The 25,476-nt window shown below is 39.3% G+C and carries 24 protein-coding genes and 1 pseudogene; 19 read left to right on the top strand and 6 right to left on the bottom strand.

Annotated features, from left to right (window positions below):
* The 3 genes from JCM19043_RS12270 to JCM19043_RS18995 form a co-directional block, all read right to left on the bottom strand.
* A partial coding sequence (locus tag JCM19043_RS12270) for a hypothetical protein (RefSeq protein WP_062322884.1) occupies positions 1 to 1,277 on the bottom strand: 1,277 nt, incomplete at its 3' end.
* Positions 1,278 to 2,081: 804 nt separating this feature from the next.
* Positions 2,082 to 2,822, bottom strand: a complete 741-nt coding sequence (solA, locus tag JCM19043_RS12265) for an N-methyl-L-tryptophan oxidase (RefSeq protein WP_369813866.1) — start codon at positions 2,820 to 2,822, stop codon at positions 2,082 to 2,084.
* The gene (locus JCM19043_RS18995) at positions 2,774 to 3,208 is read right to left on the bottom strand and encodes an FAD-dependent oxidoreductase (protein WP_369813865.1); all 435 of its coding nucleotides are present in this window, start codon (positions 3,206 to 3,208) and stop codon (positions 2,774 to 2,776) included. Before JCM19043_RS18995 ends, solA begins: the two co-directional genes overlap by 49 nt.
* Before the next feature lie 139 nt (positions 3,209 to 3,347).
* Here JCM19043_RS18995 and JCM19043_RS17785 point away from each other — a divergent pair, with 139 nt between their 5' ends.
* Entirely contained in the window at positions 3,348 to 3,500 is a 153-nt protein-coding gene (locus JCM19043_RS17785) for a LexA family transcriptional regulator (RefSeq protein ID WP_231631542.1), read from the top strand.
* A gap of 345 nt (positions 3,501 to 3,845) precedes the next feature.
* Here JCM19043_RS17785 and JCM19043_RS12260 read toward each other — a convergent pair whose 3' ends face one another.
* Both JCM19043_RS12260 and JCM19043_RS12255 read right to left on the bottom strand, forming a co-directional pair.
* Positions 3,846 to 5,840, bottom strand: a complete 1,995-nt coding sequence (locus tag JCM19043_RS12260) for a TIM-barrel domain-containing protein (RefSeq protein WP_062322882.1) — start codon at positions 5,838 to 5,840, stop codon at positions 3,846 to 3,848.
* A 66-nt stretch (positions 5,841 to 5,906) separates the two neighbouring features.
* The gene (locus JCM19043_RS12255; protein ID WP_062322880.1) at positions 5,907 to 6,815 is read right to left on the bottom strand and encodes an AraC family transcriptional regulator; all 909 of its coding nucleotides are present in this window, start codon (positions 6,813 to 6,815) and stop codon (positions 5,907 to 5,909) included.
* Positions 6,816 to 7,039: 224 nt separating this feature from the next.
* Here JCM19043_RS12255 and JCM19043_RS12250 point away from each other — a divergent pair, with 224 nt between their 5' ends.
* From JCM19043_RS12250 to JCM19043_RS12170, 18 genes and pseudogenes are all read left to right on the top strand, one after another.
* Positions 7,040 to 7,366: a DsrE family protein gene (locus JCM19043_RS12250; protein ID WP_062322878.1), complete on the top strand. Its 327-nt coding sequence runs from the start codon at positions 7,040 to 7,042 to the stop codon at positions 7,364 to 7,366.
* Positions 7,367 to 7,655: 289 nt separating this feature from the next.
* A complete protein-coding gene (locus JCM19043_RS12245) occupies positions 7,656 to 8,567 on the top strand; it encodes a dihydrodipicolinate synthase family protein (protein ID WP_062322876.1) in 912 nt (303 codons plus the stop codon).
* Between the two features lie 21 nt (positions 8,568 to 8,588).
* Complete coding sequence (locus JCM19043_RS12240) at positions 8,589 to 9,974, top strand: ABC transporter substrate-binding protein (protein ID WP_231631541.1); 1,386 nt, start codon at positions 8,589 to 8,591, stop codon at positions 9,972 to 9,974.
* A 60-nt stretch (positions 9,975 to 10,034) separates the two neighbouring features.
* Entirely contained in the window at positions 10,035 to 10,907 is an 873-nt protein-coding gene (locus JCM19043_RS12235; RefSeq protein WP_062322873.1) for a carbohydrate ABC transporter permease, read from the top strand.
* Between the two features lie 14 nt (positions 10,908 to 10,921).
* A complete protein-coding gene (locus JCM19043_RS17780; RefSeq protein WP_231631540.1) occupies positions 10,922 to 11,158 on the top strand; it encodes a hypothetical protein in 237 nt (78 codons plus the stop codon).
* Positions 11,159 to 11,276: 118 nt separating this feature from the next.
* Positions 11,277 to 11,759, top strand: coding sequence for a carbohydrate ABC transporter permease (locus JCM19043_RS17775; RefSeq protein WP_231631539.1), 483 nt, complete (start codon positions 11,277 to 11,279; stop codon positions 11,757 to 11,759).
* A gap of 22 nt (positions 11,760 to 11,781) precedes the next feature.
* Complete coding sequence (locus JCM19043_RS12225) at positions 11,782 to 12,483, top strand: N-acetylmannosamine-6-phosphate 2-epimerase (protein ID WP_062322871.1); 702 nt, start codon at positions 11,782 to 11,784, stop codon at positions 12,481 to 12,483.
* Positions 12,484 to 12,510: 27 nt separating this feature from the next.
* Entirely contained in the window at positions 12,511 to 13,395 is an 885-nt protein-coding gene (locus JCM19043_RS12220) for an ROK family protein (protein ID WP_062322869.1), read from the top strand.
* Between the two features lie 19 nt (positions 13,396 to 13,414).
* Positions 13,415 to 14,161: a MurR/RpiR family transcriptional regulator gene (locus JCM19043_RS12215; RefSeq protein ID WP_231631538.1), complete on the top strand. Its 747-nt coding sequence runs from the start codon at positions 13,415 to 13,417 to the stop codon at positions 14,159 to 14,161.
* 125 nt (positions 14,162 to 14,286) lie between these two features.
* Positions 14,287 to 15,978, top strand: coding sequence for an FAD-binding protein (locus tag JCM19043_RS12210; protein ID WP_231631537.1), 1,692 nt, complete (start codon positions 14,287 to 14,289; stop codon positions 15,976 to 15,978).
* Between the two features lie 2 nt (positions 15,979 to 15,980).
* On the top strand, positions 15,981 to 16,652 hold the full coding sequence (locus JCM19043_RS12205; RefSeq protein WP_062322865.1) for a DUF624 domain-containing protein: 672 nt from the start codon (positions 15,981 to 15,983) through the stop codon (positions 16,650 to 16,652).
* 294 nt (positions 16,653 to 16,946) lie between these two features.
* Positions 16,947 to 17,708, top strand: a complete 762-nt coding sequence (locus tag JCM19043_RS12200) for a helix-turn-helix domain-containing protein (RefSeq protein WP_197274808.1) — start codon at positions 16,947 to 16,949, stop codon at positions 17,706 to 17,708.
* Between the two features lie 5 nt (positions 17,709 to 17,713).
* On the top strand, positions 17,714 to 18,919 hold the full coding sequence (locus JCM19043_RS12195; protein WP_062322861.1) for a transcription antiterminator: 1,206 nt from the start codon (positions 17,714 to 17,716) through the stop codon (positions 18,917 to 18,919).
* A 14-nt stretch (positions 18,920 to 18,933) separates the two neighbouring features.
* Complete coding sequence (locus JCM19043_RS12190; protein ID WP_062322859.1) at positions 18,934 to 19,392, top strand: PTS sugar transporter subunit IIA; 459 nt, start codon at positions 18,934 to 18,936, stop codon at positions 19,390 to 19,392.
* 16 nt (positions 19,393 to 19,408) lie between these two features.
* Positions 19,409 to 20,757, top strand: a pseudogene (locus tag JCM19043_RS12185) (PTS galactitol transporter subunit IIC).
* Positions 20,757 to 21,038: a PTS sugar transporter subunit IIB gene (locus tag JCM19043_RS12180; protein WP_062322857.1), complete on the top strand. Its 282-nt coding sequence runs from the start codon at positions 20,757 to 20,759 to the stop codon at positions 21,036 to 21,038. Before JCM19043_RS12185 ends, JCM19043_RS12180 begins: the two are co-directional and overlap by 1 nt.
* 60 nt (positions 21,039 to 21,098) lie before the next feature.
* A complete protein-coding gene (locus JCM19043_RS17770; RefSeq protein ID WP_231631536.1) occupies positions 21,099 to 22,646 on the top strand; it encodes a ketose-bisphosphate aldolase in 1,548 nt (515 codons plus the stop codon).
* A gap of 7 nt (positions 22,647 to 22,653) precedes the next feature.
* On the top strand, positions 22,654 to 23,166 hold the full coding sequence (locus JCM19043_RS12170; RefSeq protein WP_062322855.1) for a YjbQ family protein: 513 nt from the start codon (positions 22,654 to 22,656) through the stop codon (positions 23,164 to 23,166).
* 723 nt (positions 23,167 to 23,889) lie between these two features.
* Here the strand turns inward: JCM19043_RS12170 and JCM19043_RS12165 are convergent.
* Positions 23,890 to 25,425 carry a X2-like carbohydrate binding domain-containing protein gene (locus JCM19043_RS12165; protein WP_062322853.1) on the bottom strand — a complete coding sequence of 512 codons (1,536 nt, stop codon included), beginning with the start codon at positions 25,423 to 25,425 and terminating at the stop codon, positions 23,890 to 23,892.
* Between the last annotated feature and the right edge of the window lie 51 nt (positions 25,426 to 25,476).

Genomic DNA, 25,476 nt, shown 5'->3' with positions numbered 1-25,476 from the left:
CTCATTTTCCGATTGGCGTTCCTATGTCCATAAGGACGCGACACCTTGGACCGCGTTGTATCCAATCTTTCAATGGCGAGTGGTTTATGATGTTTAACGGCATAGTCAACGAGGGCCATGACCTCTGCTTCTATTATTTTCGTTGTCTGTCCACTCGTTTTACCCTCTAAGTTAAACGGGAGAGTAAAGGTATCCACACATTGACCAATGTCGTTGACATTGGCGACAGCGAGATGATTCACATTCAAATCAACACCAACCATACCCGTTGATGTTGAGGTATTCAAATAGGGTGAAGCCGGTACATCAATGAAGCATTTAACGATATAGTAGTCACCATGGTCCTCAAGCGACCATCCAATCGACTTCCCGTACTTCTTCTTATCTTTCAGGTTCATTTGTGTCTGAATGGCACGATTGACATGGTCTTGGCCATAAGGAAAAACAACGTTAGAGAGATTAATCACACATTGATCAATTGTCTTGAAGGTAAGGGCATGCATCTCTGGGTGATAATGAAAGACAAAGTTACCTGATTTGGCATCTTTGCGCCCAGAAATGGTCGTCTTACCGTAACGTGCTGCTGCCCAATCTTTCTGCCAACGCTCAGGATGAGCGTGATAAGACTTTTGCGTTAACCGGCCGCGCGCGAGTTTCTTACTCCCGAAACACACACCCGTCACTTTGTTTGTCAATTGAATCAATTGTTTTTCATATCGATCTTTCTTAAAGTTCAATTGGCCCAAGCGAGACTTTAGATATTTGATTTCAACATCAAGGTGTTGATGTTCAAAATCATAGGCGCAGTAAAATAAGCGTGTGTAGCGCTTATATGTCACAACAAAAAAGGCCCCTTTTTGTTGTTCACGTGATGTCTTATTGAACATCGGTGTTTCTTTGACAAAAGAGCCTTTTATTTTTTGAAGTGTCGTCAAGCGCGCCTTCGTCGCTTTTATTTTTCTTTTAACGGCGTTGATTTGTTCTTTTTTATTACGCATGTACATGTTCTTCAATTCTCTTTGCGCGGATAGAAGCGCCCGTCCTTCTTGAACAGCGCTGTTCGCATAATAATCATTTAATCCGTAACGTTGCTTTAACCGTTGATGGATGGAGACGGAACTTTTCGCTTTCGAGCCCCTAAGCTCACGGACCTCCGCTTGATACCGAAAATGTTTGGCTTGATTAAACACCCGGAGGGTGTGATCCATGGACATAACAAAATCAGCGTCGATCGTATGCTTATATAAGCGATTTGAAAAAATGGCCTTCATGCCCATGATGCCCACCCTCTCTTTGTTTTGTGATGATCATTGTTAATGCTTTAATTATACCACGCGGAATATATGTTTGTCACTTCAAAAATATTCAAAAAGAAGCGATTCATCACCCACCTAGTGCTAACGCACTTGAGGAAGGTGTCTTCTCGCCCTAAAACGATAAATCAAATAATGAGCCATTTAGAAAACGAGCGATATGTTAAAGTAGTTAAACAAAGACCAAAGGAATATAAAGTAACTGATGATTTTTTGGGAAATATATTAATGAACTAAGCAGTGGATAGACGACGCTATACTAGACAGTTTCGCTGAGGTTAATTAAACCTATGAGGCTCATCACTCGAGGGAGAGGCTACCCATGGAACAAGAGCACGCCAATCGTTCTCGAAAGCATTTGAAGAACAAGTCGTCAAACGATTCTTAGCCGGAAAAACTAGAAACGAGATTATTAAAGCGTTTGAGGTAGTGTCATCAGCCTTTGATAAGTGGATTCGTCGCCGATAGAGAAATCTATTATAAAAATAGGGGGAATGGATTAAGCATTAGATCAAACGTTCTCTCTCAGCAAAAAGCACACCTCATCGTAATGTCGTCGCAGAAGCAGCATTTAAAACACTAAAAACAGAATGTATTTTACGCGAACCATTTGTTTCACAAGAAGCGTTAGCCGTGGGTGCATTTTCAATTGCTCTGCTAAATTTAAAGACAATGCATTCAGGAATGAGTTTAAGTGCGCTGAGAGAGAAAGTGCCTGTTCTTTCTTTCGCGACGTCGATTAAAACGACCATGATCCTTAGTGAAAGATTAGTTAAACCGGTTAATCGCAAACGGGGACAGATCGACGTTTGCTTTACCAGAGATTAATAGATCGCTTAAAGCTTTACCAACCGCACTACTAAATTTAAATCCATGTCCAGAGAATCCGGCCGCAATAGCAACATGGCTATAGCTAGGGTGGAGATCAATAATGAATTTTTCATCAGGTGTCTGTGTATACATACACGTTTTTCCGTAGTTGAGTTCATGAACATTTGGGAAATACTGATGTAAAAATTGTGTTAAGTCGGTTTGATCTTCTAGTTTCTCACCAAAGGGCTGTATTGATTGGTTCGGATCTATTGATTCGCCTCCGTCATGTCTACCTAACTTTAACCCTGCTTGGTTGATACTCGGGAAGCCATAATACATGCCAGCGTCAGTATCGAATGAAAAGGCAGGAAACGCCTGGTGGTTGTATTGTTCTTCATCCGCATCAAACCAGGCAAACGTCTTTCTTACCGGTGTCAAAGGAAGCTCTAAATCTAGCCTTTCAAGGACCTCATTCGACCAAGCACCAGCTGAAACAATTAAGGCATTTGCCTGACAGGTGACTTCATCGGTTTTAACCGTGACCTGGTGCTCTTTTACTGATATATCACTGACCTTACTATTCGGAAGAAGAGTCGCTCCGTGTCGTTCTGCCAGTTCTCGGTAAGCTGTAATAGCTTCTTCACAGGCTAACACCCCAGATGTTGGTTCATAGCAACCGGTAAAATACTTGGGAATCGTAAGACCAGGCCAGCGCCGTTGAATCGTCTCAGCCTCATCACTTCTAGTGGTAACGCATAATCATTGGCACTTGAAATCGTCGATCGAATAAAGTCAGAATCAGGCTCTCCTACATTTAATACCCCTGTCTGCATAAAGATCTTCCTATCAGACGCTTCTGCTAAATCCTCCCAAAGTTTTTTTGCTTCAAGCACTAAAGGTACATATTCAGCCCCCTCACCATAAGCATAGCGTATTATTCTTGTCTCACCGTGGTGACTACCAGATTGGTGCGGTGGATCAAACGCATCGATTAATAAGACATTCTTTCCACTTTTAGCTAAATAGTACCCTGCCGCCATACCAACGGACCCGGCACCAATCACAATCACATCATAATGCATCGTTTCTTCCCCCTATGTATTTAATCGGTGACGTTTTAAATTGTCGCTTCAGCCTGATAGAGTGATGGCTGTAAACGTCGCCTAATCGTTTCTGTTTAATCATCATTGTATCATACGCATACTTGTATCTTGACACAGTATGCTTTTCCCTCTGTCATCAAATGAAAAAGTTGACCCAGACGATACGGTCATTGTTCATCGTCAACAAACAGCTGAAACAGGTGACATTGTGATTGCGGTGATTGATGATGAGGCAACTATGAAACGTTATAACCCAATGGCTCGCAAGTGATTCTCCAATCAGAGAATCATGCGTATGAACCCATTTTAATGGACAGTGCGGATGTGAAGATTAACGGAAAAGTCATCGGTGTACTAAAAGGAAAGTGATACGTTTAATAAGGCTCGGGGCATGGGAGAAACGGTGCCCCGAGCCTTATTTTTGATGACATGCTTCTTTAAAAATCGTTCGGTGAACAGTCGTGGACTTTCACTTGTCCATTTCGTCATTAAGAAAGACTAACGAAAAGAAGCTTGCCAAATGAACAGGCAAGGTTCTTCTAGTCGGTTATATTAAATTGAGCTGACGACTAAGTGATTGACTTAGTTATTAGCAAAAGCTTAAACAGTCGTCACATTAAATTTTACCGATAAGATAAGGTTGTTTACCGTCTCTTAAGAAGATAGGGATCGTGTCTATACTTGCGATTACCTTTTGCCACTGACCACCTTCAAATACTTGACCCGTTTGTGCGTCTGTCCATACAGCTCCCTTTGGTAAGAATACGTGACGCTCAGTCGCATACGCTTCTACTATTGGGGCGACTAAAATGTCCGGACCGTACATATATTGCGTGTCTAAATCCCATGCTTCTTTCTCTTCAGGAAACTCATAAAACATGGGACGTATCACGGGTGCGCCTACTTTATGGGCTTCTTTCATGAGTTGTCTTGTATAATCACGCATGTCCTCGCGTATAGCAATGAATTTTTTCATAATCTGATAATTCTCTTCGCCGTAACTCCAAACCTCATTCGGTGCGCCTGTCCATTCTGTCGGTTCACCGTCGGCTTTAAATAGCTCTTCATGTGGCATGCGACTGCCATGTATACGCATGACCGGACAAAATGTCCCGAATTGGAACCAGCGAATAAGCAAGTTTTGAAAATCCTTGTCGTAAATATTGCCACCGTGGAAACCACCAATGTCGGTCGTCCACCACGGAATACCCGACAAGCCCATATGGAGTCCTGCGACAATTTGGTTGCGGAAGTCTTGGTAGGTTGAGTGAATATCACCGGACCAAACTAACGTACCGTATTGTTGACTACCAGCCCATGCACATCGCACCAAGTTCACGATGTCGGATTGTCCATTACTTTGTTGTCCTTCATAAAAACCTCTGGCGTATTCTCTAGGATAGATATTTCCTTGTTGCAGCACGCTTCCTTCATAATACCGATAATTATCAAAATCATAGGTTGAAAATTCAGGTTCGGCTTCATCTAACCAAAACAATTTAATCCCATGTTTGCCGTAATGCTCGTGGCATTTTTCCCACACATATTTTCTTGCTTCTGGATTCGTCGCATCATAAAACACATTGTTGCCATGAAAACTCATTTGAACGTTAAGGCCACGGTCTGTTTGGACTAAGAGTCCTTTTTGGTGCATATCTTGGAAGTTTTCACTACGCCAATCTATTTGTGGCCAAATAGAGACCATGACTTCCATCCCGTATGAACGTAATTCATCTACCATCGCTTTAGGATCTGGAAAGGACGCTTCATCGAATCGGAAATCTCCGCAACGTGGCCAGTGGTAATAATCGATGACAAAAACATCGACAGGAATGTTGCGACGGTGGTATTCTCTAGCAATCTCGAGGACTTGCGCTTGATTATGATACCGTAATTTACATTGCCAGAATCCTAATCCATATTCAGGCATCATCGGCGTGCGCCCTGTAACAGCACTATATTGTTCTTCGATCTTTGCTGGGGTATCTCCAACGGTCAGCCAATAATCTAATTGCTTTGTACTGTCAGCACGCCATTCCGTTGTATTGTTACCAAACGACACGCTGCCAATCGCTGGGTTATGCCAAAAGAAGCCATAACCAAGATTAGAGACATAAAAAGGAATAGAAGCTTGAGAGTTGCGGTGGGCTAATTCGATATTACATCCTTTTAAATCTAGTAGGTCTTGTTGATACTGTCCCATCCCGTATATTTTTTCATTTGGATTAGCTTCAAATGTGGCTTTTAAGCGGAAATCACCACCAATATGCGCTTTAAAGAAACGGGCTTTACGAACAAGCGCGCCTCCACCGTTTATTTCTCTTAAAATCGGCTCTTTCTTATCATTATAGAAAGTAACAACAGCCGCACTGTTCCAGCCTCTCGTGTCAATCGTCGCAGAAATATTACCATTAGTTATGGTAGCGACATCCTCTTGGATCTCAATGGTGGCGGTTGATGCTTGTGGAAGTAGGGCGCTGCTTTTTAAATCTAACGGGCCATTTGGAACGGACACGACTCTGAAACTATTCTCTCCCCAGCTCATAATACGTAACGTTTCACCGGCATGATGGTACTCTAAATATTCTGGTCCTTTTGTGAAAACTGACATAGGACGCCTCCTCTTATTGTTATTAATGTAAATTATAGAGAGTAGACGGTGTTATATCCTTTATTATCATGTCAAATAGTATGACGATCGTGTCATTTTACGATAGTGTGTTGGCGTTATGCCGGTCACTTTTTTAAAGACAATCGAAAAGTAATTACTACTGTCAAAACCGACGTCTAAAGCAATATCAATAATAGGAGAATCAGTGTATTTAAGCTGTTCCATTGCCCGTTTTAAACGGAATTGTGTGACATATTGCATCGGTGTGGAATGAAACGATTGTTTGAAAAATCGGCAAAATTGTTCCTTACTTAAGGATAAGACCTTTGCCATTGTCTCTAAGTTAATGTCATCTTGATAGTGCGCACTTATAAAGGTGAGAATGTTCTTTTTTCTTTCTTCATTTACATCATTAGGTACGATTCCTATGTCACCTAATGGTCTGCCTTCGAGGATCTGATATAACATCAAAAAAAGATAACCTTTCATTTCTGTTTCAGCATAGTTCCGTCTGTTTTGATAGCTTTTTTCAAATGCATGTAACAAATGTATAAGGGCTTGGCTATTATGATCGTCTTGATTGATGACATACGAGGGAAGAAACGTCTGATTTAAAAAAGGTTCTAATTGAGTTGTTTGAATTTTATCATCGCGCTTACTTGCGATAAAATCTGGATGAAACACAATAGATGAGAACTGGCATTTTTTATTACTCGAAAGGTAGGCGCCATGAATAATGTTGGGTGGAATTAAAACGATCGTCTGTTCTTTTGCGACGAACGAGACTTCATTTATGACTAAATCAATGTCTCCTTCTTTTACATAAAACAACTCCGCTTCATCATGCCAATGATTATGAAAGATGAGTCCCTTTTCGTAATGGGTAATATTTTGATACAATTGCAGCGGAAAACCTTTGTTCCCATGTTGTGTTTGTTCCTTAAACTGTAAGGTAGGTTGTATGCGTGTATTCACCGTGATAACTCCTTCATATTATTTGTCTGACATGTATCAACGTCGTATCTTTTAAAATGGAAGTGCTTTCTTAAAATTATAGCTGATAGATAATCAAATGAACATCCTCCTTTAGAAGAACGAATGGTATCAGTCGCATTTTATGGGGAGTCACGTTACAATGAAAGTAAAGAAGCTCAGACACAGAAATAAGACAACATGTGTTATTTAGGGAGGAATGAACGATGCGACGGGTAATTTTTCATCTTGATGAATCTGATAAGTGGCAATTGGCGCTTAATAATGTCAACAACATGGTCGACTATGCCAGCGAAGAAGTGATTTTGTTAGTGAATGGACCGGCAATTAGTGGGTTAGTCAAAACGAGTGAAGTAAGTGATCGACTTAAACATGTGTTAAATAAAGAAGTGAAAGTGAAAGCGTGTCTGGTGTCATTAACGAATAAAGGCATCAGTCAAACGGATCTTGTGGAAGGCATTGATACTGTGCCATCAGGTGTTGTTTATTTAAGTGATCAACAACATCACGGGGCAAGTTATATTAAGCCGTAATATATAAATAAGTCATTATAAAGAGCACACACGTCTATAAGGTGTGAGGTTATACCGCTATTGATTAATCTTAATAAGATTAGTCAATAGCGTTTTTTATGTTCTTAATGCTTTGGTTTATTGATACAAGGAAAGCTTAACAGAGAAATTATATGCATTAATTAGACGAGAAAACACTGATTAAAGAAAATTTTTTAATTTAAAATAAAAAAGAAAACTATTTACAATGTGGATATTCTATGATAAATTGACAATGTAAGCGAATACAAAAACGAAAGAGGGGTTGGAATTGGACGTCAATCAATTTAAAGGAGTATTTCCCGCATTCTATGCTTGTTACGACGATGAGGGTCATGTGTCTGAAGAACGTACGATCGCTTTAGCCGATTATCTTTATCAAAAAGAAGTCAAAGGACTGTATGTCGGGGGCAGTTCTGGTGAATGTATTTATCAGAATTTAGATGAACGCAAAGAAACATTAAGAATCGTTGCAGAACGTCTCAAAGGAAAACTAACATTGATCGCTCACGTTGGAGCACCTTCTACGCGAGATAGTATCGAGTTAGCGAAGTATGCAGAGGCATTAGGGTATGACGCTTTATCTGCGATTCCACCGATTTACTTTATCTTACCGGATGAGTCAGTTATGTCTTATTGGTTGGATATTGTAAAGACAACGTCGTTACCGTTTATTGTGTACAATATCCCGCAACTAACGGGGTATCATTTAACCGAAAAAGTATTAGGTGAATTAATCAAAAATCCTAAAGTTGTCGGTGTGAAAAATTCATCGATGTCGACAATGGATATTGAACGGTTTAAATACGTTGGTGGGGAAGACTTTCTCGTTTTCAACGGACCAGATGAGCAGTTTATTGCCGGTCGTGCGATTGGCGCAACAGGTGGTATTGGTGGTACGTATGCGGCTATGCCAGAGTTATTTTTAGCTGCTGATAAGGCATTTACAGATGGCAATTTACACCTTGCTCAAAAAATCCAACAAGAAATCAACAACATTATCCAGTTACTTGTGTCTCAAAACGGACATATGTACGCGGTGATTAAAGAAATTTTACGACAACGTGGGGTTAACGTGGGCTCGGTGCGGGCACCACTAAAAGCCATTAAACCAGACGAAGTAAGTAAGATTACATCTATTAAAGACCGGATTGATCAAGCAATTGATACATTTACTAAATAAGGCATAAGGAGCTGAATGAAGATGAAAAAATTAGGTTTAATGTTCTTAAGTTTAGTATTGTTGTCTGTTATGTTAACAGCATGTGGTGGGGATGATACTGAAGGTAATGGCGGAGAGTCAAGCGATGAAGTGACGATTTCACTATGGTTAACACCTCAATGGAAAGGCGTTGTAAGTTCAGACGAAGAAGGCGCAGATTATGATAGTTTCTTTAAACATGCGGCTGAACGTTTCGAAGAAGAATATGATAAACATAATGTGAATGTTGAGATTGAAGTGATTGCTTCTGATCAACGTGATGAGTTACTAAACGTTAACCTGAATGGTGGAACACCACCAGATGTTTTCTTTGAAAGTACCTTTGCGATGGGTGATTATGTTCACCGTGGCGCGATTGCACCAATTACGGATATGATTGATGATGAAGCAAAATCAGATATCGCTGAATCGTACTGGGATGTTGTGAGCTTTGGCGATGATATTTACTTCTATCCATTCTCAAGTAACCCAGGAACGTTATCGTACAATGCTGATATGTTCCGTGCTGCAGGATTAGATGATTTTATTGCGGGTGAAGATGAGATCGCCACATGGACATTAGAAGAATTTGAAAATATCCTGTATACCTTACGCGATGATTTACCAACCGATGACTACTCTAATGCATTCCCAATGTCATTATTTGCTTTAAATAATCAAGGGGATACGTGGAATCTGTCTTATCTAAGAATGTTCGGTAACGACTTCTTTGATGAAGATGGTAATATCGTACTCAATGATGAAAGCGGTATCAAAGCGATGGAATGGTTAAAAAAGATCAAGGAAGAAGAATTATCAAATCCTGGACCAGAGTCTGTATCATCTAATGATGCTTTAGCGATGTTCCAAAACCAACAAATTGGTGTGAACTTTACGAACGCGATTCTCTTTAACAACATTAAAAATGATATGGCAAACGATGTTTCGCCAACATTTGATATGCGTTTAGCTAATATTCCGTCCGCAGATGGTGGCGCGTTAGAATTTACTTATGTCACTGGATCAGCTGTTTTTGACACGGGTGATGCCACACGTATGGAAGTAGCAAAAGACTTCGTTAAGTTCTATTCATCAGATCCTGAACTCGTCGTAGCTCAAACAAACGGTATTCCTGTGCGTTCATCTGTAGCAAGTGAATATGCGAGTGAGAATCCTAAATTTGAAGCTTATGAACAAAATGCTCAATACTTGTTCAACTTCTCAGGTAACGTACCTGGATATAACGAATTACGTCAAGTCCTTTATCCTGAACTTCAAGCCCTTTACACTGGTGAGAAAACACCAGAAGAAGCAGCGGCAAGTTATCAAGAGAAAGGTAATGAGGTTATTAATAACGCAAAAGCAGATTCTGTTATTTACTCAGAATAATGAAGTTGAAAGGAGTTGAGTCCATGGACTCAACTCCTTAAAAGAAAGAGAGGGATAAAAATGAAACGGTTGGAATCGATGAAAGACCATATCACGGGCTATCTGTTTATTGCCCCGCAAATCCTATTATTTCTAGTTTTTTTAGTCTATCCGATTTTTGAAGGTTTACGTCTAAGTTTCTATAATGTGTCATACGGAAAGGAAACGTTCATCGGATTTGATAATTATCAACAGTTGTTTGCTGATCCAGTGTTTACCAAGTCATTAATCAATACTGTCATTTTTGTTGTGGCCATTGTGGCCCTAACGGTTATTTTCTCACTGTTTGTTGCATCGGCGATTTTTGATAAAAATGCACGCTACGTGTCAGTTATACGGGGAAGCTACTACGTTCCAGTTATGGTATCGATGGTTGTTATGAGTATGATTTGGAGTTTCTTATTAAATCCAGCCAACGGTTTAATTCCTTATCTTACCCGTGAACTCGGTATGGGACATATTAATCTCTTAGGTAACTCAAAAACCGTGCTACCCGTGATTATCTTTGTCACGTTCGCTGGTAATGTCGGGCAAGCGATTATCTTATATGTGGCGTCTATGATTGGTGTACCAAAGGATTTATTTGAAGCGGCCGAAGTAGACGGGGCGAATCGTATTCAAGTGATTTTTAAAATTCTTATTCCAAGTATTCGCTCAACAACCATTTACATTACGATCTTAAATATTATTAATGTACTTAAAATCTTTGTCGTTATCCAATTACTTACCGGTGGTGGACCCAATAACTCTTCCACAACGTTAATGTATTTCCTCTACAATAATGCATTCAAATACAACCGCTTAGGTTTAGCTTCTGCGGTAGGTGTGATTATGCTTCTAACAGCATTACTGATTTCTTTACCATACCTGCGCTCAATGCTTAAAGAAGATTAAGGGGGTTAACAATTATGGCAACGGAGAAAAAAATAAAAAAAGGACCGTATGATATTATTTCTAATGTGATTGTGTCCTTTTTCGCATTACTTAGTTTATTTCCTCTTTACTGGTTATTAACAAGCTCATTTAAATATAGTTCAGATGTTGTAAAGATGCCACCCGATTGGTTCCCAACCAGTTTTACCTTAGATAACTATGTTGATTTATTTAATAATCAACCGCTTTTAGATGGGCCTTTAATAGTTTAACGGTGTCACTTGTATCCACACTGTCTCTGATTATTGTGAGTTCACTTGCGGCTTATGCTTCTCAAAGTTACGCTTTAAAGGTAGAAAACTCATCTTTATCATCTTTATTTCTAGCTTGATGATTCCAAAAGAAATTATTATTGTCCCGCTATTTAGAATCATTGATCAAATGGGCTGGGTGAACTCATTAAACGGGATGATTTGGCCAAACGTGGCGATAGCTTTTGGTGTGTTTATGTTGAAAGGATTCTTTGATCAGATTCCTGATTCGTTGCGTGAAGCCTCACGAATGGATGGCGCGAACGAATTTACCGTCTTTTATAAGATTATGTTACCGATTGTGAAACCAGGTATTGGTGCTTTATTCATTTTAAACTTCGTTCAAGTCTGGAATGATTATCTATGGCAATTAGTTATTGGTCAAGAAAGTGATGTGAAGACATTACAAGTCGGGATTGCGACTTTAATGCAAGACTTAAATCCAAACTTTGCCTATAAGATGGCAGGGGCGGTTGTTGCGGCCATTCCAATGTTACTTGTCTTTGGTTTCTTCCAAAGTTACTTTACAAAAGGAATCTCAGCCGGTGCAGTAAAAGAATAATATGACGTAAGGAGAGAGTGAGATGCAGTCAACGATCTTAGAAAAAATTAAAGGCCACTTAGTCGTATCGTGTCAGGCATTACCTGAAGAGCCATTACATAGCCCGTTTATTATGGGGAAGATGGCATATGCAGCGATGCTTGGAGGAGCGAAAGGTATTCGCGCCAATAGTGTAGCAGATATTAAAGAAATGAAACAAACGGTCGATTTACCGATTATCGGTATTATTAAAAACGTGTACGATTCTTGTGATGTATTTATTACGCCAACGTTTAAAGAAGTAAAAGCCTTGGTTGATGAAGGGGTGGATATGATCGCCTTGGATGCGACAAAAAGGGATCGCCCCGATGGTAAGACGTTAGCTGAATTGTTTAAAGAGTTAAAACAAGCCTTTCCCGACCAACTATTTATGGCGGATTGTTCCACGTTTGAAGAAGCGGTTTTTGCTGAATCGATTGGATTTGATTGTGTGAGTACAACATTAAATGGTTATACCGCTTATACAAAAGGAGAGTCACTACCGAATTTTGATTTACTAGGTCAAATGATTAACCATTGTGATATTCCTGTCATTTTAGAAGGTGGCGTATGGGAAACGGATGATGTTGAAACAGCGCTTATGCTTGGGGCACATGCAGTTGTTGTAGGCACAGCTATCACCCGACCGATGGAAATTACGAAGCGGTTTGTCGCCAAAACACAGGTGCAATCGCTGCATCACTAATGTTTAGGTAAGAAGGGAGGGAAAGTGGTGCGATATTTTGTTGCGGATATCGGAGGGACTTCCGTTAAAATAGGCGTGATTAATGAAGCAGGGCAATTTCTTAGTGAGAATAGCTATCCAACGGAAAGTGCTCAAGGTGGACAAGCCATTATTGAGAAGCTCATACGTGTAATCGAAGATTACTTGCCGATTGATGGGATTGGCATTAGTACGGCAGGTCAGGTTGATGAGGTCGAAGGCGTCATTAAATACGCCAACGAGAACATTCCTCATTATACTGGGGTGAGGATTAAAGACAGGTTGCAGTCAGTCTATAGTGTGCCGGTCATTGTGGAGAATGATGTTAATGCTGCCGCACTAGGTGAAGCGGCTTTCGGTTCAGTGACTGGAAAAAAAGATTTTCTATGTTTAACTTACGGTACGGGCATCGGTGGGGCTATTTATTTAAATGGAGAGTTACACCGAGGGTCGTCACAGGTTGCCGGAGAATTCGGCCACATGATTACACATGTCAACGGCTTACGTTGCGCTTGTGGGTTAGATGGCTGTTATGAACAGTATGCGAGTGTATCGGCTTTAATAAGACAAGCTCAAGCGGTCAATCAAACTATCACAAATGGCAAGGCACTCATGAACGTATACCACGAAGGGAATCAAGCCGTTCAACACGTCTTTGATCAGTGGATTGTGGAAGTAAGTGCAGGACTTTGGTCCTTGATAAACATATTTAATCCACGTACAATAGTACTTGGAGGAGGATTGATGGAACAATCCTTTATTATAGATAAAATCAACCAAGTCCTGAATAAGAACATCCATAAGAGCTTACACCCAATTGACATCATCCCGGCAATGTTAGGGAATAAGGCAGGTATGTTAGGGGTAGGTGCACAGCTAATCAAAGAAAAATAAGTCAAGAAGAGGTGGTTTTGTGGCGGAGTTTATGTCGAAAATTAAAACCCAGTATACATCGTTTACTAAAGCAGAAAAAAAGGTCGCCGACTATATTTTAAAACATCCGAGTGAAGTCGTATATATGTCGATTACCGATGTCGCTGATGCGTGTCATATTGGTGAGTCAAGTGTCTTTCGCTTTTGTAAAAGTATGGGATTAAAAGGCTATCAAGAACTTAAAATTATTTTAGCGCACACACTGCATACAGATCAAAATCAGACAGAGTTGACCGATGAAATATCATTAGACGATTCATTTGAAGATGTGGCTCAGAAGATACTGACAAGTAACAGTCATGCCTTGACTGAAACTTATCAACTGATTGAAAAAGAGCTGTATTTAGAAACAATTGACCTAATGATTAACGCTAAAAACATTTATTTTTTTGGTGTAGGTTCATCACAACTAACCGCTTTAGATGCCAATAATAAATTTTTGAGAATTACTAAGAAAACCCGCTGCATTACAGACCCTCACTTGCAAATTATGACGACATCGCTACTAGATGAACAAGACTTAGCGATATTCTTTTCTTACTCAGGTTCAACCATTGACACAAATGAAAATGCGCGGATTGCGAGTGAGAGAGGGGCAAAAGTTATTGCGATCACCCGCTTTGCGAAATCGCCTTTAACTAATTATGCCGATATATCGCTCTTGTGTGGCGCAAATGAATCCCCCTTCACGGTGGGAGTCTTTCAGCAAAGATTTCACAACTGTTAATCATCGATATTTTGTATACAGAATATTTAAGACGAACGAACAAAGAATCGACCGATAATAAACGGTTAACGTCAGATGCTGTACTTGGAAAGCTCTATTAATGTATGAGAAAGCGAGGTGTATCTATGAAAAGAGAAACAGTCGACGTATTAGTCGTTGGTGCTGGTATTGCTGGTGTAAGAGCAACTAAAACGTTGTTGGATAACGGCCATCGTGTGGCTCTTGTAACAAAAACTCAACTCGCCTCAGGTTCAAGTTTTTATCCGCTTAAAGCGTCCTTAGGTACACAAGTGACCAATGGTAAAGAAGATGTGGCTGTATTTTTAAAAGATATTGACGTGATGAGTCGCGGTATGCATCAAGAAGAGATTGCTAAAGTATACGTCAACGAAATTGAATCAGCCGTTAATGAATATGAGACGATTGGTATTGATGCGACGCCATTATCAGGCGTAAGAAAGGCGTGTTTTGCTGAACATCAACGACGGATTTATTTATTAAAAGATTGGAATAAGATTCGTAAAAATATGCGGGAGATTTTAGAAGAGTATCCATGGCTTACACTGCATGAGAAAACAACCGTTTTTTCGTTGTATAAACAAGACGGTCGTATTGTTGGAGCTGTGATGCTAGATCAGAATAATGACTATATTTACGTAGAAACAAAAGCGGTGATTTTAGCGACCGGTGGCTTTGGTAATATCTACAAACATAACCTCAACCCAGTAGATGTCGACGGTTCGGGTCATATTCTTGCCCTTGGTGCGGGAGCCTCTTTAGTGAACATGGAGTTTATTCAGTTTATTCCCGGGATGACGCAACCAAAATATAAAACGCTATTTGGCGAACATACGCTCAATTATTGTTTAGATGTTGTTGATGAGAATAATCAATCGTTGTTTTCAGAGTCGCAGTTAACAGAAAAAGAAATAAAAGACATACTTGCGATCAGAAGTACGCACGGGCCTTTTACTCATACATTGGATTCTCGAACATTTGATATCTTAATGATGAAGTCTATCGTTAAACATAATAATGAAAACGGTCTCAGATTGCTGTTTGATACTGCGTTGTATGAGAATAAAACAGAGTTTTATACTACTTATTTAGATTGGTTGAAAGAGCGTGATATTGATTTAGTAAAAGATCCGATTAAGATTAGCCCGTTCGCTCATGCGAGTAATGGTGGTGTGTGCATTGATGTAAATGGTCAAACAGAGGTAGAAGGATTATACGCAATAGGTGAACTGTCAGCAAATGTAGAAGGTGCTAATCGTCTAGGAGGCAATTCAACCGGTGCCAGCATGGTTTTTGGAAAGCGGGCAGCAAATCATTGTCATCATTATATAGGGCATACTTCTCAATATTCAGTGACGGATCAGTCTGTGCTGGAGCATATTCATGACGTCTTGAGAAATAACGTATCTAATAAGTCAAAAAGATTATTAGATGATACAAAACTGAACCAAATAATATCTGAAATTAAAGAATTACTTTGGTATCATGCGAATGTTGTAAGAAACGAGCAAGACTTAATGGCTGTACTTGATCGCTTACATGCATTAACGCACCAGATCAATCCCGAAGTATTTCTTGAACATAAACAGCTACGGAAGCTATACTTAAAAGCAAATAATTATTTACAGCTTGGTGAAGTATTGATTCAGGCAATGCTCATGAGAAAAGAGAGTCGCGGAGCCCATTACCGTGAAGACTACCCTCATGAAGACCCGATGTATGCTAAGCCCATTGTCATTCATCAAAGAACAGGAAAGTTAGCGTTTCATTTTGAAAATAATGAAGTTGAAGGAGAATAAGGATGGAAGGAAAAAGTGCATTTATGTCAGGGTTATACGTCGTCACCGATTGGTTTGTCAATCTAGCCTTTTTGAATTTTCTCTTTTTTGTTATGACGTTGCCATTTTGGTTACAGCTGATCAACACTATCGCAGCTGAGGCTCTTTCAGTCTGGCATGTTGGTGTGCTCTTTATATTAGGAACGAGTTTACTTTTTCCGTCCTTTCAAGCGATGTTTGTCGTTTTAAACAAGTTGTTAAAGAGTCCAGATTCAATGAAGTTAGTAAAAACCTATTTGATGGCATTAAAGGAACATTATATGCTTAGCTTAAAGCCAAGTGCTTTTTTCAGTGCTATGTGGTTGTTACTTAGTTTGGATTACTACGTGCTAAACCCGTTACATTCTGTAATTGGATGGGTATTATTGTTTATCGGTATCATCTTTTTTGTCTGGACTTTTAACTTTTTTGCGGATATTGTCAATCAAACAATGCCCTTAAAGAAACAGTTAGTGTCTTCTTTACAGGATACGATTAAACGGCCAAAGGTGATGGTATTATTTCTTTTATTAAATACAATCATGATGTTTTTAGTCGTGATGAGTGCATGGTTTCTTATTCCCTTTTTCGTGGTGAGTGTCAATGCGGTACTTGCTTTAAAAATAAGAGAAATGTCACTAACAGTAACCAATTAAATACTAAAGAAATGTAACTGTAAGAGGTGAATCAATCACTTTTTACGGTTTTTTTATTGGAAAAATAAAGAAATGAAAAATATGTACCCGCTTTATCTGCATAGCGGTATAATATCAACAGTGTGTTGAGTTATATGACGATTATCAATAGTATAAATGTGATGTAACTTTTCCATAAGCCGATTAAATAGATAGAAGTTAAGCTGTTCCACATTAATGTGGAAGAAAGATGTCATGGTTGAAAAAGAAAGCGTTTACTATAATGAAAGTGTAAAAGGTAAAGGGGACATGGATATGAATAAAACAGATGCGCGAAGATTTCATCTTTATAAGTTGTTAGCAGAAGAATTAGATTACCGGCCGGCTAATTTTTTTAGTAACCAATTATCCGTTTCTACAAAAACGATTTACGATGATGTTGCGTTTTTAAATGGTGCAATGGATGGGACAACTTGTATCGAAAAGATGCCTAGAAAGGGCTTGCTCTTAAAAGGTTCAGCTCAAGCAAAAGAAATTTTTGAGAAGAAGCTCATTGAACAATTATCCCCCCGTCATTTATCTTTTTCACCTGAAGAAAGACAGCGTGAGATTGTCAAACGATTGTTTTTACAAAATGAACAGATGACCTACGAACAATTATCAGCAGACTATGTCGTCAGTGCTAGTTCACTAAGAAAAGATATGGAAGAGATTCAAACGTTTTTGACTGGCAAAGATGTTCAATTAATTTCAGACCATTTTGGCACACGCCATAGAGGAGAAGAGAAAGATATTCAACATGTTTTAAAACGTTATATTTTTTCACTATTGGATGATGCACCATTAGTAGATGTAGTGAAACGTATGTCTATTTTAGAGGATTTGGCTGAGCAGTTTTTTAATCCAACGGTCATTCAATTTGTTCATCAAGTCTATGGCAATCTGATCGCCAAAGCGGGTAGACCTTTAAGTGATTATTACAAAGACTCGCTCTATATTAGTTTATTGATTTATGTTCAACGCCTTTATATTGGCTGTCACACGACAAAGAAAAAACAAGTTTTATTGAGAATGTGACGTATATGGAGTCGTATTTGATTGCGGTAGAACTTTCGGAATGGATGCATCATACGCTTGGTTTAGTGTTAGAAAAGCATGATATTGAGTATTTATCAAGTTTATTATTTGCTCATGACATTAAACCCGTACTCGAAATGCAACAAGCCCATCCAGAAAATGTGGAGATTGTTAAACAGTTGATTAAAAAAATGAGTCATATGTTGGAAGTAGACTTACAACATGATTCGCATTTGTTTCATGTGTTGATTGCCCATATGACAACGATGATTTACCGCTTAAAATTAGGCATAACCTTAACAAATCCGTTACTTGAAAGTATTAAGCGTCAATACAGTGTGTTATTTAATATTGTGTGGTACTTAATGAATGATATAGAAGAAACTTATGATATTCAATTAAACGATCATGATATTTCTTTTCTTACTATTCATTTTCAAGTATCCATAGAAAAAAAGATTCCAATGAACAAAATCTTGATTGTGTGCGAGAAAGCTTTAGCCACCTCAGAGTTAATTTACAACAGAATTAAACACGCGTTACCTGCGACAAATATGATAGAAACAATCTCACTCTCAGATTTTTATCAAAATAATCTAGATGAAGTAGATTTAATCATTTCGTCTGTACCACTGACCTATGAAAAGCAACCAGTGATTTATGTCTCACCGTTAGTCACAGAGTCGGAGATGATGTGTATCAAAAAACAATATGATGAGATGAGTCAAAGTAAGTTGGTTCTTAAACCGAAGCTAACTAAATCAGAAACAAAGCTTGAAAAGTATTTAATAAAAGATAATATTTTTCTTCATAAAGCGTTTAAGACAAAAGACCAAGTCCTCGACTTTTTCTCAGAAGAAGCGTATCAACGAGGATTAGTCACTGGCGAATTTAGACAATCGCTTTACGAACGAGAAGCAATGGGGGAAACAAGCTTGTACACTGGCGTCGCGATACCTCACGCATCAAGTCATACAATGAGACAATCGTTTATCTCCATTGTCTCATTGACACATAAGATTCAGTGGGGATCAAACAAAGTACAGCTCATTATTTTTATTGGCGTAGCTGAAAAAGATATTAATGAGATTAAAGATGTGTTTGCTGAGCTGTACCAATTAATTGAGAAAAAATCCTATGTCGAACACATAGTGTCGATGACGGATACTAGTGACTTGCTGATGTTTATAAATGAAAATACGCCTGTATAGATTGGAGTAATAATATGTTATTTGATAAGGAAATTATCATCCTACAACAAGAAAATATGTCTTCAAAAGAAGCGGTCTTAAAAGCTTTAGCGCAATGTTTTAAAGACAAAGACTTAGTAACCGATCAGTTTATTGATGGTGTGATTAATCGTGAACAAGATTTTCCAACGGGTTTGATTGTCAATAATATTGGTATTGCCATTCCGCATACCGATAGTGACAAAGTAAAACAATCACAAATCGGCTTTATGTCGCTAAAAGAACCCGTGGCATTTCAAGCGATGGATGGTTCCGAGAAGAGCGTCCCGGTGCGTCTTGTGTTTATGCTCGGTCTAAAAGAAGCGCATGAACAGTTGGATATATTAAGAAAATTAATGGATTTGATTCAGAAACAAACCGTCTTAGAAGCGTTACTTTCTTGCACGAATAAAGAAGACTATTTAACCATTATTCGAACGGAAAACCTAATTTAGTGAGGGAGGAATTTTTATGTTAAATGCACTACAGTGGTTTGTTGATTTAGGGGCAACTGTCGTCTTACCTATTCTTATTTTTGCTTTTGGTCTGATTCTAGGAGCCAGACCTGGAAAAGCGTTTATATCAGGTTTAAAAGTAGGGATTGGTTTTGTCGGTCTAAACCTTGTTATTGGCTTGCTAGGTAATTCACTTGGACCAGCAGCTCAAACAATGGTCGAACGCTTTGGCCTAAGTTTAACGACCATTGATGTTGGGTGGCCAGCAGCTGCAGCGATCTCTTACGGGACGATTCTAGGAAGTTTATCTATTCCTGTTGGTATTATCATTAATATTGTTCTATTAGTGTTTGGTCTAACAAAAACGTTAAACGTAGACATTTGGAATTTCTGGCATGCGGCTTTTGTTGCTTCACTTGTGTATGTCATTACCGATAACTTTGCCTTAGGTCTCTTTACAACCGCGGTCTACTTCATGATGATCATTTTACTAGGCGATGTAATTGGTCCGATTATTAATAAGTTTTATGGCTTCCCAAACATTACGTTTCCTCACGGGACATCGGCGCCAGGGTTTCTCTTTGCGGTGCCGATGAACTGGTTGTTTGACCGTATTCCTGGTTTTAATAAATTAGAAGCAGACCCAGAATCCATTCAAAAGAAATTTGGTGTTTTTGGTGATACGACGGTGATGGGTTTAATCATCGGTTTAGTCATCGGTGTCTTAGCTGGTTATGATGTTGGTGGTGTGGGTGAATTAGGCGTTTCAACAGCCGCTGTTATGATTTTGATGCCAAGAATGGTGTCACTGTTAATGGAAGGGTTAACACCAATCTCTGAATCCGCAACAGAATTTGTTAGAAAAAGATTCCCAGGAAGAGAGCTTTATATCGGGATGGACTCAGCTTTATCAGTAGGGCACCCAGCTGTCTTATCTTCTTCCCTCTTACTTGTCCCGATTACGATTGCGTTAGCATCATCTTGCCAGGTAACAGTACGCTCCCATTTGGTGATTTGGCGACGATTCCATTTGTGGTAGCGTTAATGGCAGCGGTATTTGGTGGAAATATTATTCGTACTGTTGTCGGTGGCACGTTTTATATGGCATCCATCCTTTATATTACGTCATGGGTTGCGCCATTAGTTACAGATGCGGCAATCGCTTCAAACTTTGATATGGCAGGTAACTCAAGTATTACGGCGATGGCAGAAGGCGGTCTATGGACAACGTTAATGTATGTGCTCGCATCCGACCATTTAGGTTGGATTGGTATTGGCATCATCGGTATCATCACTGTTTTTGGACTGTTTTATGTCAATAAGGTAAGACCCAATCGTTCACAGGTGAAAGAGGAGGCGTCATGATGAAAAAATTACTAATAATGTGCGGGACAGGTGTCGCAACGTCAACGGTCGTGACAGGTAAAATTAAAGATTGGTTAAAAGATCATGGGTTAGACAAAGAGGTCACGTTGTATCAATCAAAAGTGGCAGATGAGATGAATAAAATTGATGATTACGATGCGATTGTCACCACAACGGTTGTTCCAGACAAAATTAAAAGTAAAGTAATAAACGGCGTCCCGCTTCTGACAGGCATTGGTGCTGATCAAGTTTATGATGAGATTAAACGTCAATTGAGCTAATTTTACAGTTGAATCGACACATCTTGTGTCGGTTCTTCTTAACTATTGGAGGGAAGTAGTATGCTAGTCAGTTCAACAGAATTATTTCATATCGCAGATAAGAAGAACTTTGCGATTCCAGCGACAAACTTTATTGATGCACTAACGGCTAAAGTTTATACAGAAACAGCCGAATCGTTAGGTTTACCATTAATTTTAGCGTATGCTGAGTCGCATCAAGATTACCTTGGTTTAGAAGAAGCGGCCTGGATTGGTAAACACTATGCAGAAAAAGTAAGCGTGCCTATCGTTTTACATTTAGATCACGGCTCGGATCCCACCTTTATAAAAGAAGCGATTCGCTTAGGTTTTACATCGGTTATGATTGATGGCTCATCGTTATCTTTTGAAGACAATGTTCAGGTAACGAAGTCGATTGTTGAATATGCTCATTCACACGGGGTTGTTGTCGAAGGGGAAATTGGTCATGTCGGCTCTAATACCGTTTCATATGAAGGGGAAGATAATGATCAATCACAGTATACGACGTTAAGTGAAGCAAAAGCCTTTAGCCAATCTACGGGCATCGACTCATTAGCCATCTCCATTGGAACGGCCCACGGTGAGTATACAGGTAAACCTGAGATTAACTTTGAACGATTAAATGAAATCGATAAGGAACTGTCGGTGCCCCTTGTGTTACACGGCGGTAGTTCGACAGGGGATGAGAATTTAAAGCGCTGCGCAAGAGAAGGAATGCGTAAAATAAATATTTTTACAGATTTAATAGTGGCGGCGCATAAAGAAGCACAAACACAAACACCACATTATATGGCGTTAAGAGATAATCTCGAACGAGGGTTTAAAGAGGTATTAACCCACTATTATCATGTATTTGAAACACAACCAATAGAACTGAAGGATGATACTATGAAACATTCAACGAAGAGTCGACCATTTTTTATGATCAACCCAAAGTCGTATTTAACCGGCAAACATGCATATGAATTAGCTATTGCTGCCGACCGGTATGCAGAAGCAGCTGATTTTGATGTGTATTTTACTGCGCAGTATGTTGATTTAAAAGCCTTAGCTGATCAAACAAACAATCTTATCATCACAGCCCAACATATGGATGGGATTCATTTAGGACGAGGGATGGGATTTGTAACGGGGGATAGTTTAAAAGAAGCAGGGGTATCGGCGGTGATGCTAAACCATGCTGAACATCCATTAACCCTTTCTCAACTTGTTGCTTCCATCGATAAAGCAAAAGCAGTTGGCATAACAACGATTGTATGTGCTGACTCTGTTAAAGAAGCGAAAGCCATCGCCATGTTAGCACCCGATATCATCTTATGTGAACCAACAGAATTAATTGGAACCGGACAAACCAGTGATGCTAGCTACATCGAGAAAACGAATGAAGAAATTCGGGCGATTTCTTCAGATATTCTTGTTATGCAAGCGGCAGGGATTACCACACCAGAAGACGTCTATCATACAATCGCAAAAGGTGCAGATGGTACGGGATGCACGAGTGGTATCGTGTTAGCTGATAATCCAAGTGTGATGGTAAGAGATATGTTACAAGCCGTCACAGACGCAACAAAAACGGATAGAAAGTAGGGAAACTATGGCAACTTATTACGACCAACTGATACTCACATCAAATGGTACACGTGTCACATATCACAACATTACAAATCAAATTCGAAAAATAGTCGAAAAAAGTCAAATCACTCATGGTATTTGTGTGGTTTCTTCACCACATACAACATGTTCCGTTGTTTTTGAAGAATACGTTCATGATACCGACTTTAATGGTGATGAGTACATTCAAGTCGATCTTAACCGAATATTAAATAAACTGATTCCGCGACAACTAACAGAGTCAGATTATCTCTATCCAGGACAAGCCCATGTTGATTTTCTTCACGGTTTGGATGATCCTGATTATCCGACGGATGAAGCGACAATATTAAATGCGGATGCGCATCTTCGAGCGACGCTATTTGGCTCTAGTGAAAACTTTGTCTTAAAAGATAAAACATTGCTTATCGGTTCTGTCGGGTATATATATTTTATCGACTGGGACCAAAATAGAGTACGTGATCGTAAGTGTAATATCATGATAGTTGGAGACTGAGTTAATTAAACCGCCACGCAACAATGTGGATGTTAAGAAATATGTATCGATAAATAAAGAGCGCGGAACTGTGTAGCAACAGTCAACGTGCTCTTTTTTCGTGTGTATGTGTTTGATCGTCTTAACGCTTGCATATGGGCTAGATTGTGAAGTGAAACAATTTAAGTTAAAAACTTAAACTGCCTGACATCAAATTTTTAAAACGACATCGTTTGGCGTTGTTAAGGTTATCCTATGACTAAGAGGCAGGCATGTTACAAAAACAAGTCAAAAAATATCTAAAGCTGAATGTTTAAAAGAACTTCACCGCGAGTATAAAAGCATAAGGAAATTCGGCACATTGTATCGGATAAAAACAGCTGAATTAGCTTATGCTATTGTGAAAGAGACTCCAGACGTTTTTGTTTTTTAAACAAACAGTCTATGCGTAGAATTGTTCAATAGGCTAAATTAAAGCCTGCCATTAATAAGGAACGAGAAGATGATGTGGTGAAATTTTTACATGTACTTTATCGTGACCGCTCAAGTGATAATCCGCTCTCGTAAACATTGCAACAAGAAGTACTTAAAAAAAGCAAGCAGCCCTATCGATTAGTAAAAGTATCTCCTTCTAAATAAAAAGATGTTTCATCTATGAGGCATGGGAATAATAAAAGCGTACGGATCTGCTTTTATACAGATCCGTACGCTTTTTTAAATGAATAAAGGTTTAAAGCTATGGCGTTAACAATGGTAAGTCTGCCGTTTTTTATAAATCATGTACCCGATACTCATGACGATAAGTAATCCGCCAATGACTAATAAGTTAAAGATGTGAGAGGCCGTATGTGGCAGTGCGTCTCCATTTTCTGCACTTGGCGTGTCGTTTGTATCGTCAGGGTGTGTTGACGTCTTGTCATCGTCATCGGTTGATGTATCCTCACCTGTCGTAAACGTGGCATCATTGTACACCGCAAATGTACTAAAGTGGTTAACGGTTGTTATAACGTAGCCATCACGGTATGATCCACCAACATCTTCCCAGGTTTGGGTCTCTTCATTAAAATAATAAATCGATAAAGCATCCGTCTCTGTCTCATCGATATTAAAGGCTAATGTCACAGGGTGATCAAATGCCGTAACTTCCTTACCGCTTGACGTCACACTAAACGTATAGATGGGACTCACAGCTTGATCGCTATAGACAGGTGTAAATGCGGTCGTTTTTGAGATAGCAATCACACTCTCACCAGATAAGTCTTTTGAGTGAATCGATACTGTCACATCTTTTGTGACGACTTTGATCACGGCATTTTTTTCTTGTAGCTTTTGGACGTGTTCTTTGGATAACACGAGTGATGAAGTATCGGTCAGAGTTACGGTTAATGTCCCGTTAGATTTAAATGCTTCGATCTGTTTATCTAACACTGTAGCTGAGTCATCATCTGTATTTGTTTGATCATCGTTCGTGTCTTCTTCATCTTCTTCCGGGTCAGTTGATGGATCATCAGGATCAGTGACCGGTGGTGATGCTTCTTTTGTTTCACCGGTGACCGTTGTGCCGTCATGTGTGACGAAGTAATCAATGGTCTCGCCGTTTAAGAAATGAAGACGAAGGGTCACTTCTTTATTTGCTTCAACCTCGTTAAAAAGCCGACTGATGTTGTTCCACTCATCATAAATGAGCGTGAGTACATCATCTTCATAGTCTGGTGAAAAGACATAACCGAACTCTTTAAATGTTGTCCAGTTTTGTGGACCAGCTGGTCCAGAACCATCGCTATAGAAAGCTTCTAAGGTAATTAATTGATTCCCTTGATAGTTGACTGGAATGGCAAAGTCTTGAATAGGAGCAGTATGATTTTTCAAGGTGACTTTTCCTGATACGAAAAGGTCCACCGTCCAATCAGCCCCTTCATCAAATTGAAGCGTCAACGTGCCTTGATGGCCAATGGTTGATCGATCAACGATCGAGTCAAGGAAGGATTGAGTAAAGGTCAAGGTTGCATCAACAAGCGTAAACGCGTCTCCATCATTTAGTGTCGTGTCGTTGTAGACAACACGTTGAAGGGTTCGCCCATTTAGTTCTAATGCTAGTGTCCGCGCAGTCACGTCTTTATTTAAATCAAAATAAAGATAGTCTTGATTAGCCGTTGCCGAACGACCAGCGATACTTGCTTTTAGCATGTCTCTTAATTCAGTATCAAACCATTGGTAGTTGTTTCGGTCGATATGTTGACCGTTATCCCACAACATATGAACCAAATCATGTTCATTCATATAGTTAATCACATATTCAAAGAACTTCAGTTTCTCGCCTTGTTGAATGGT

The sequence above is a fragment of the Halolactibacillus sp. JCM 19043 genome (genome assembly GCF_001310395.1).
Lineage (GTDB): Bacteria > Bacillota > Bacilli > Bacillales > Amphibacillaceae > Halolactibacillus > Halolactibacillus miurensis.
Note: the sequence above shows the minus strand (reverse complement) of the source record. Positions and strands in the feature narration are given on the sequence as shown.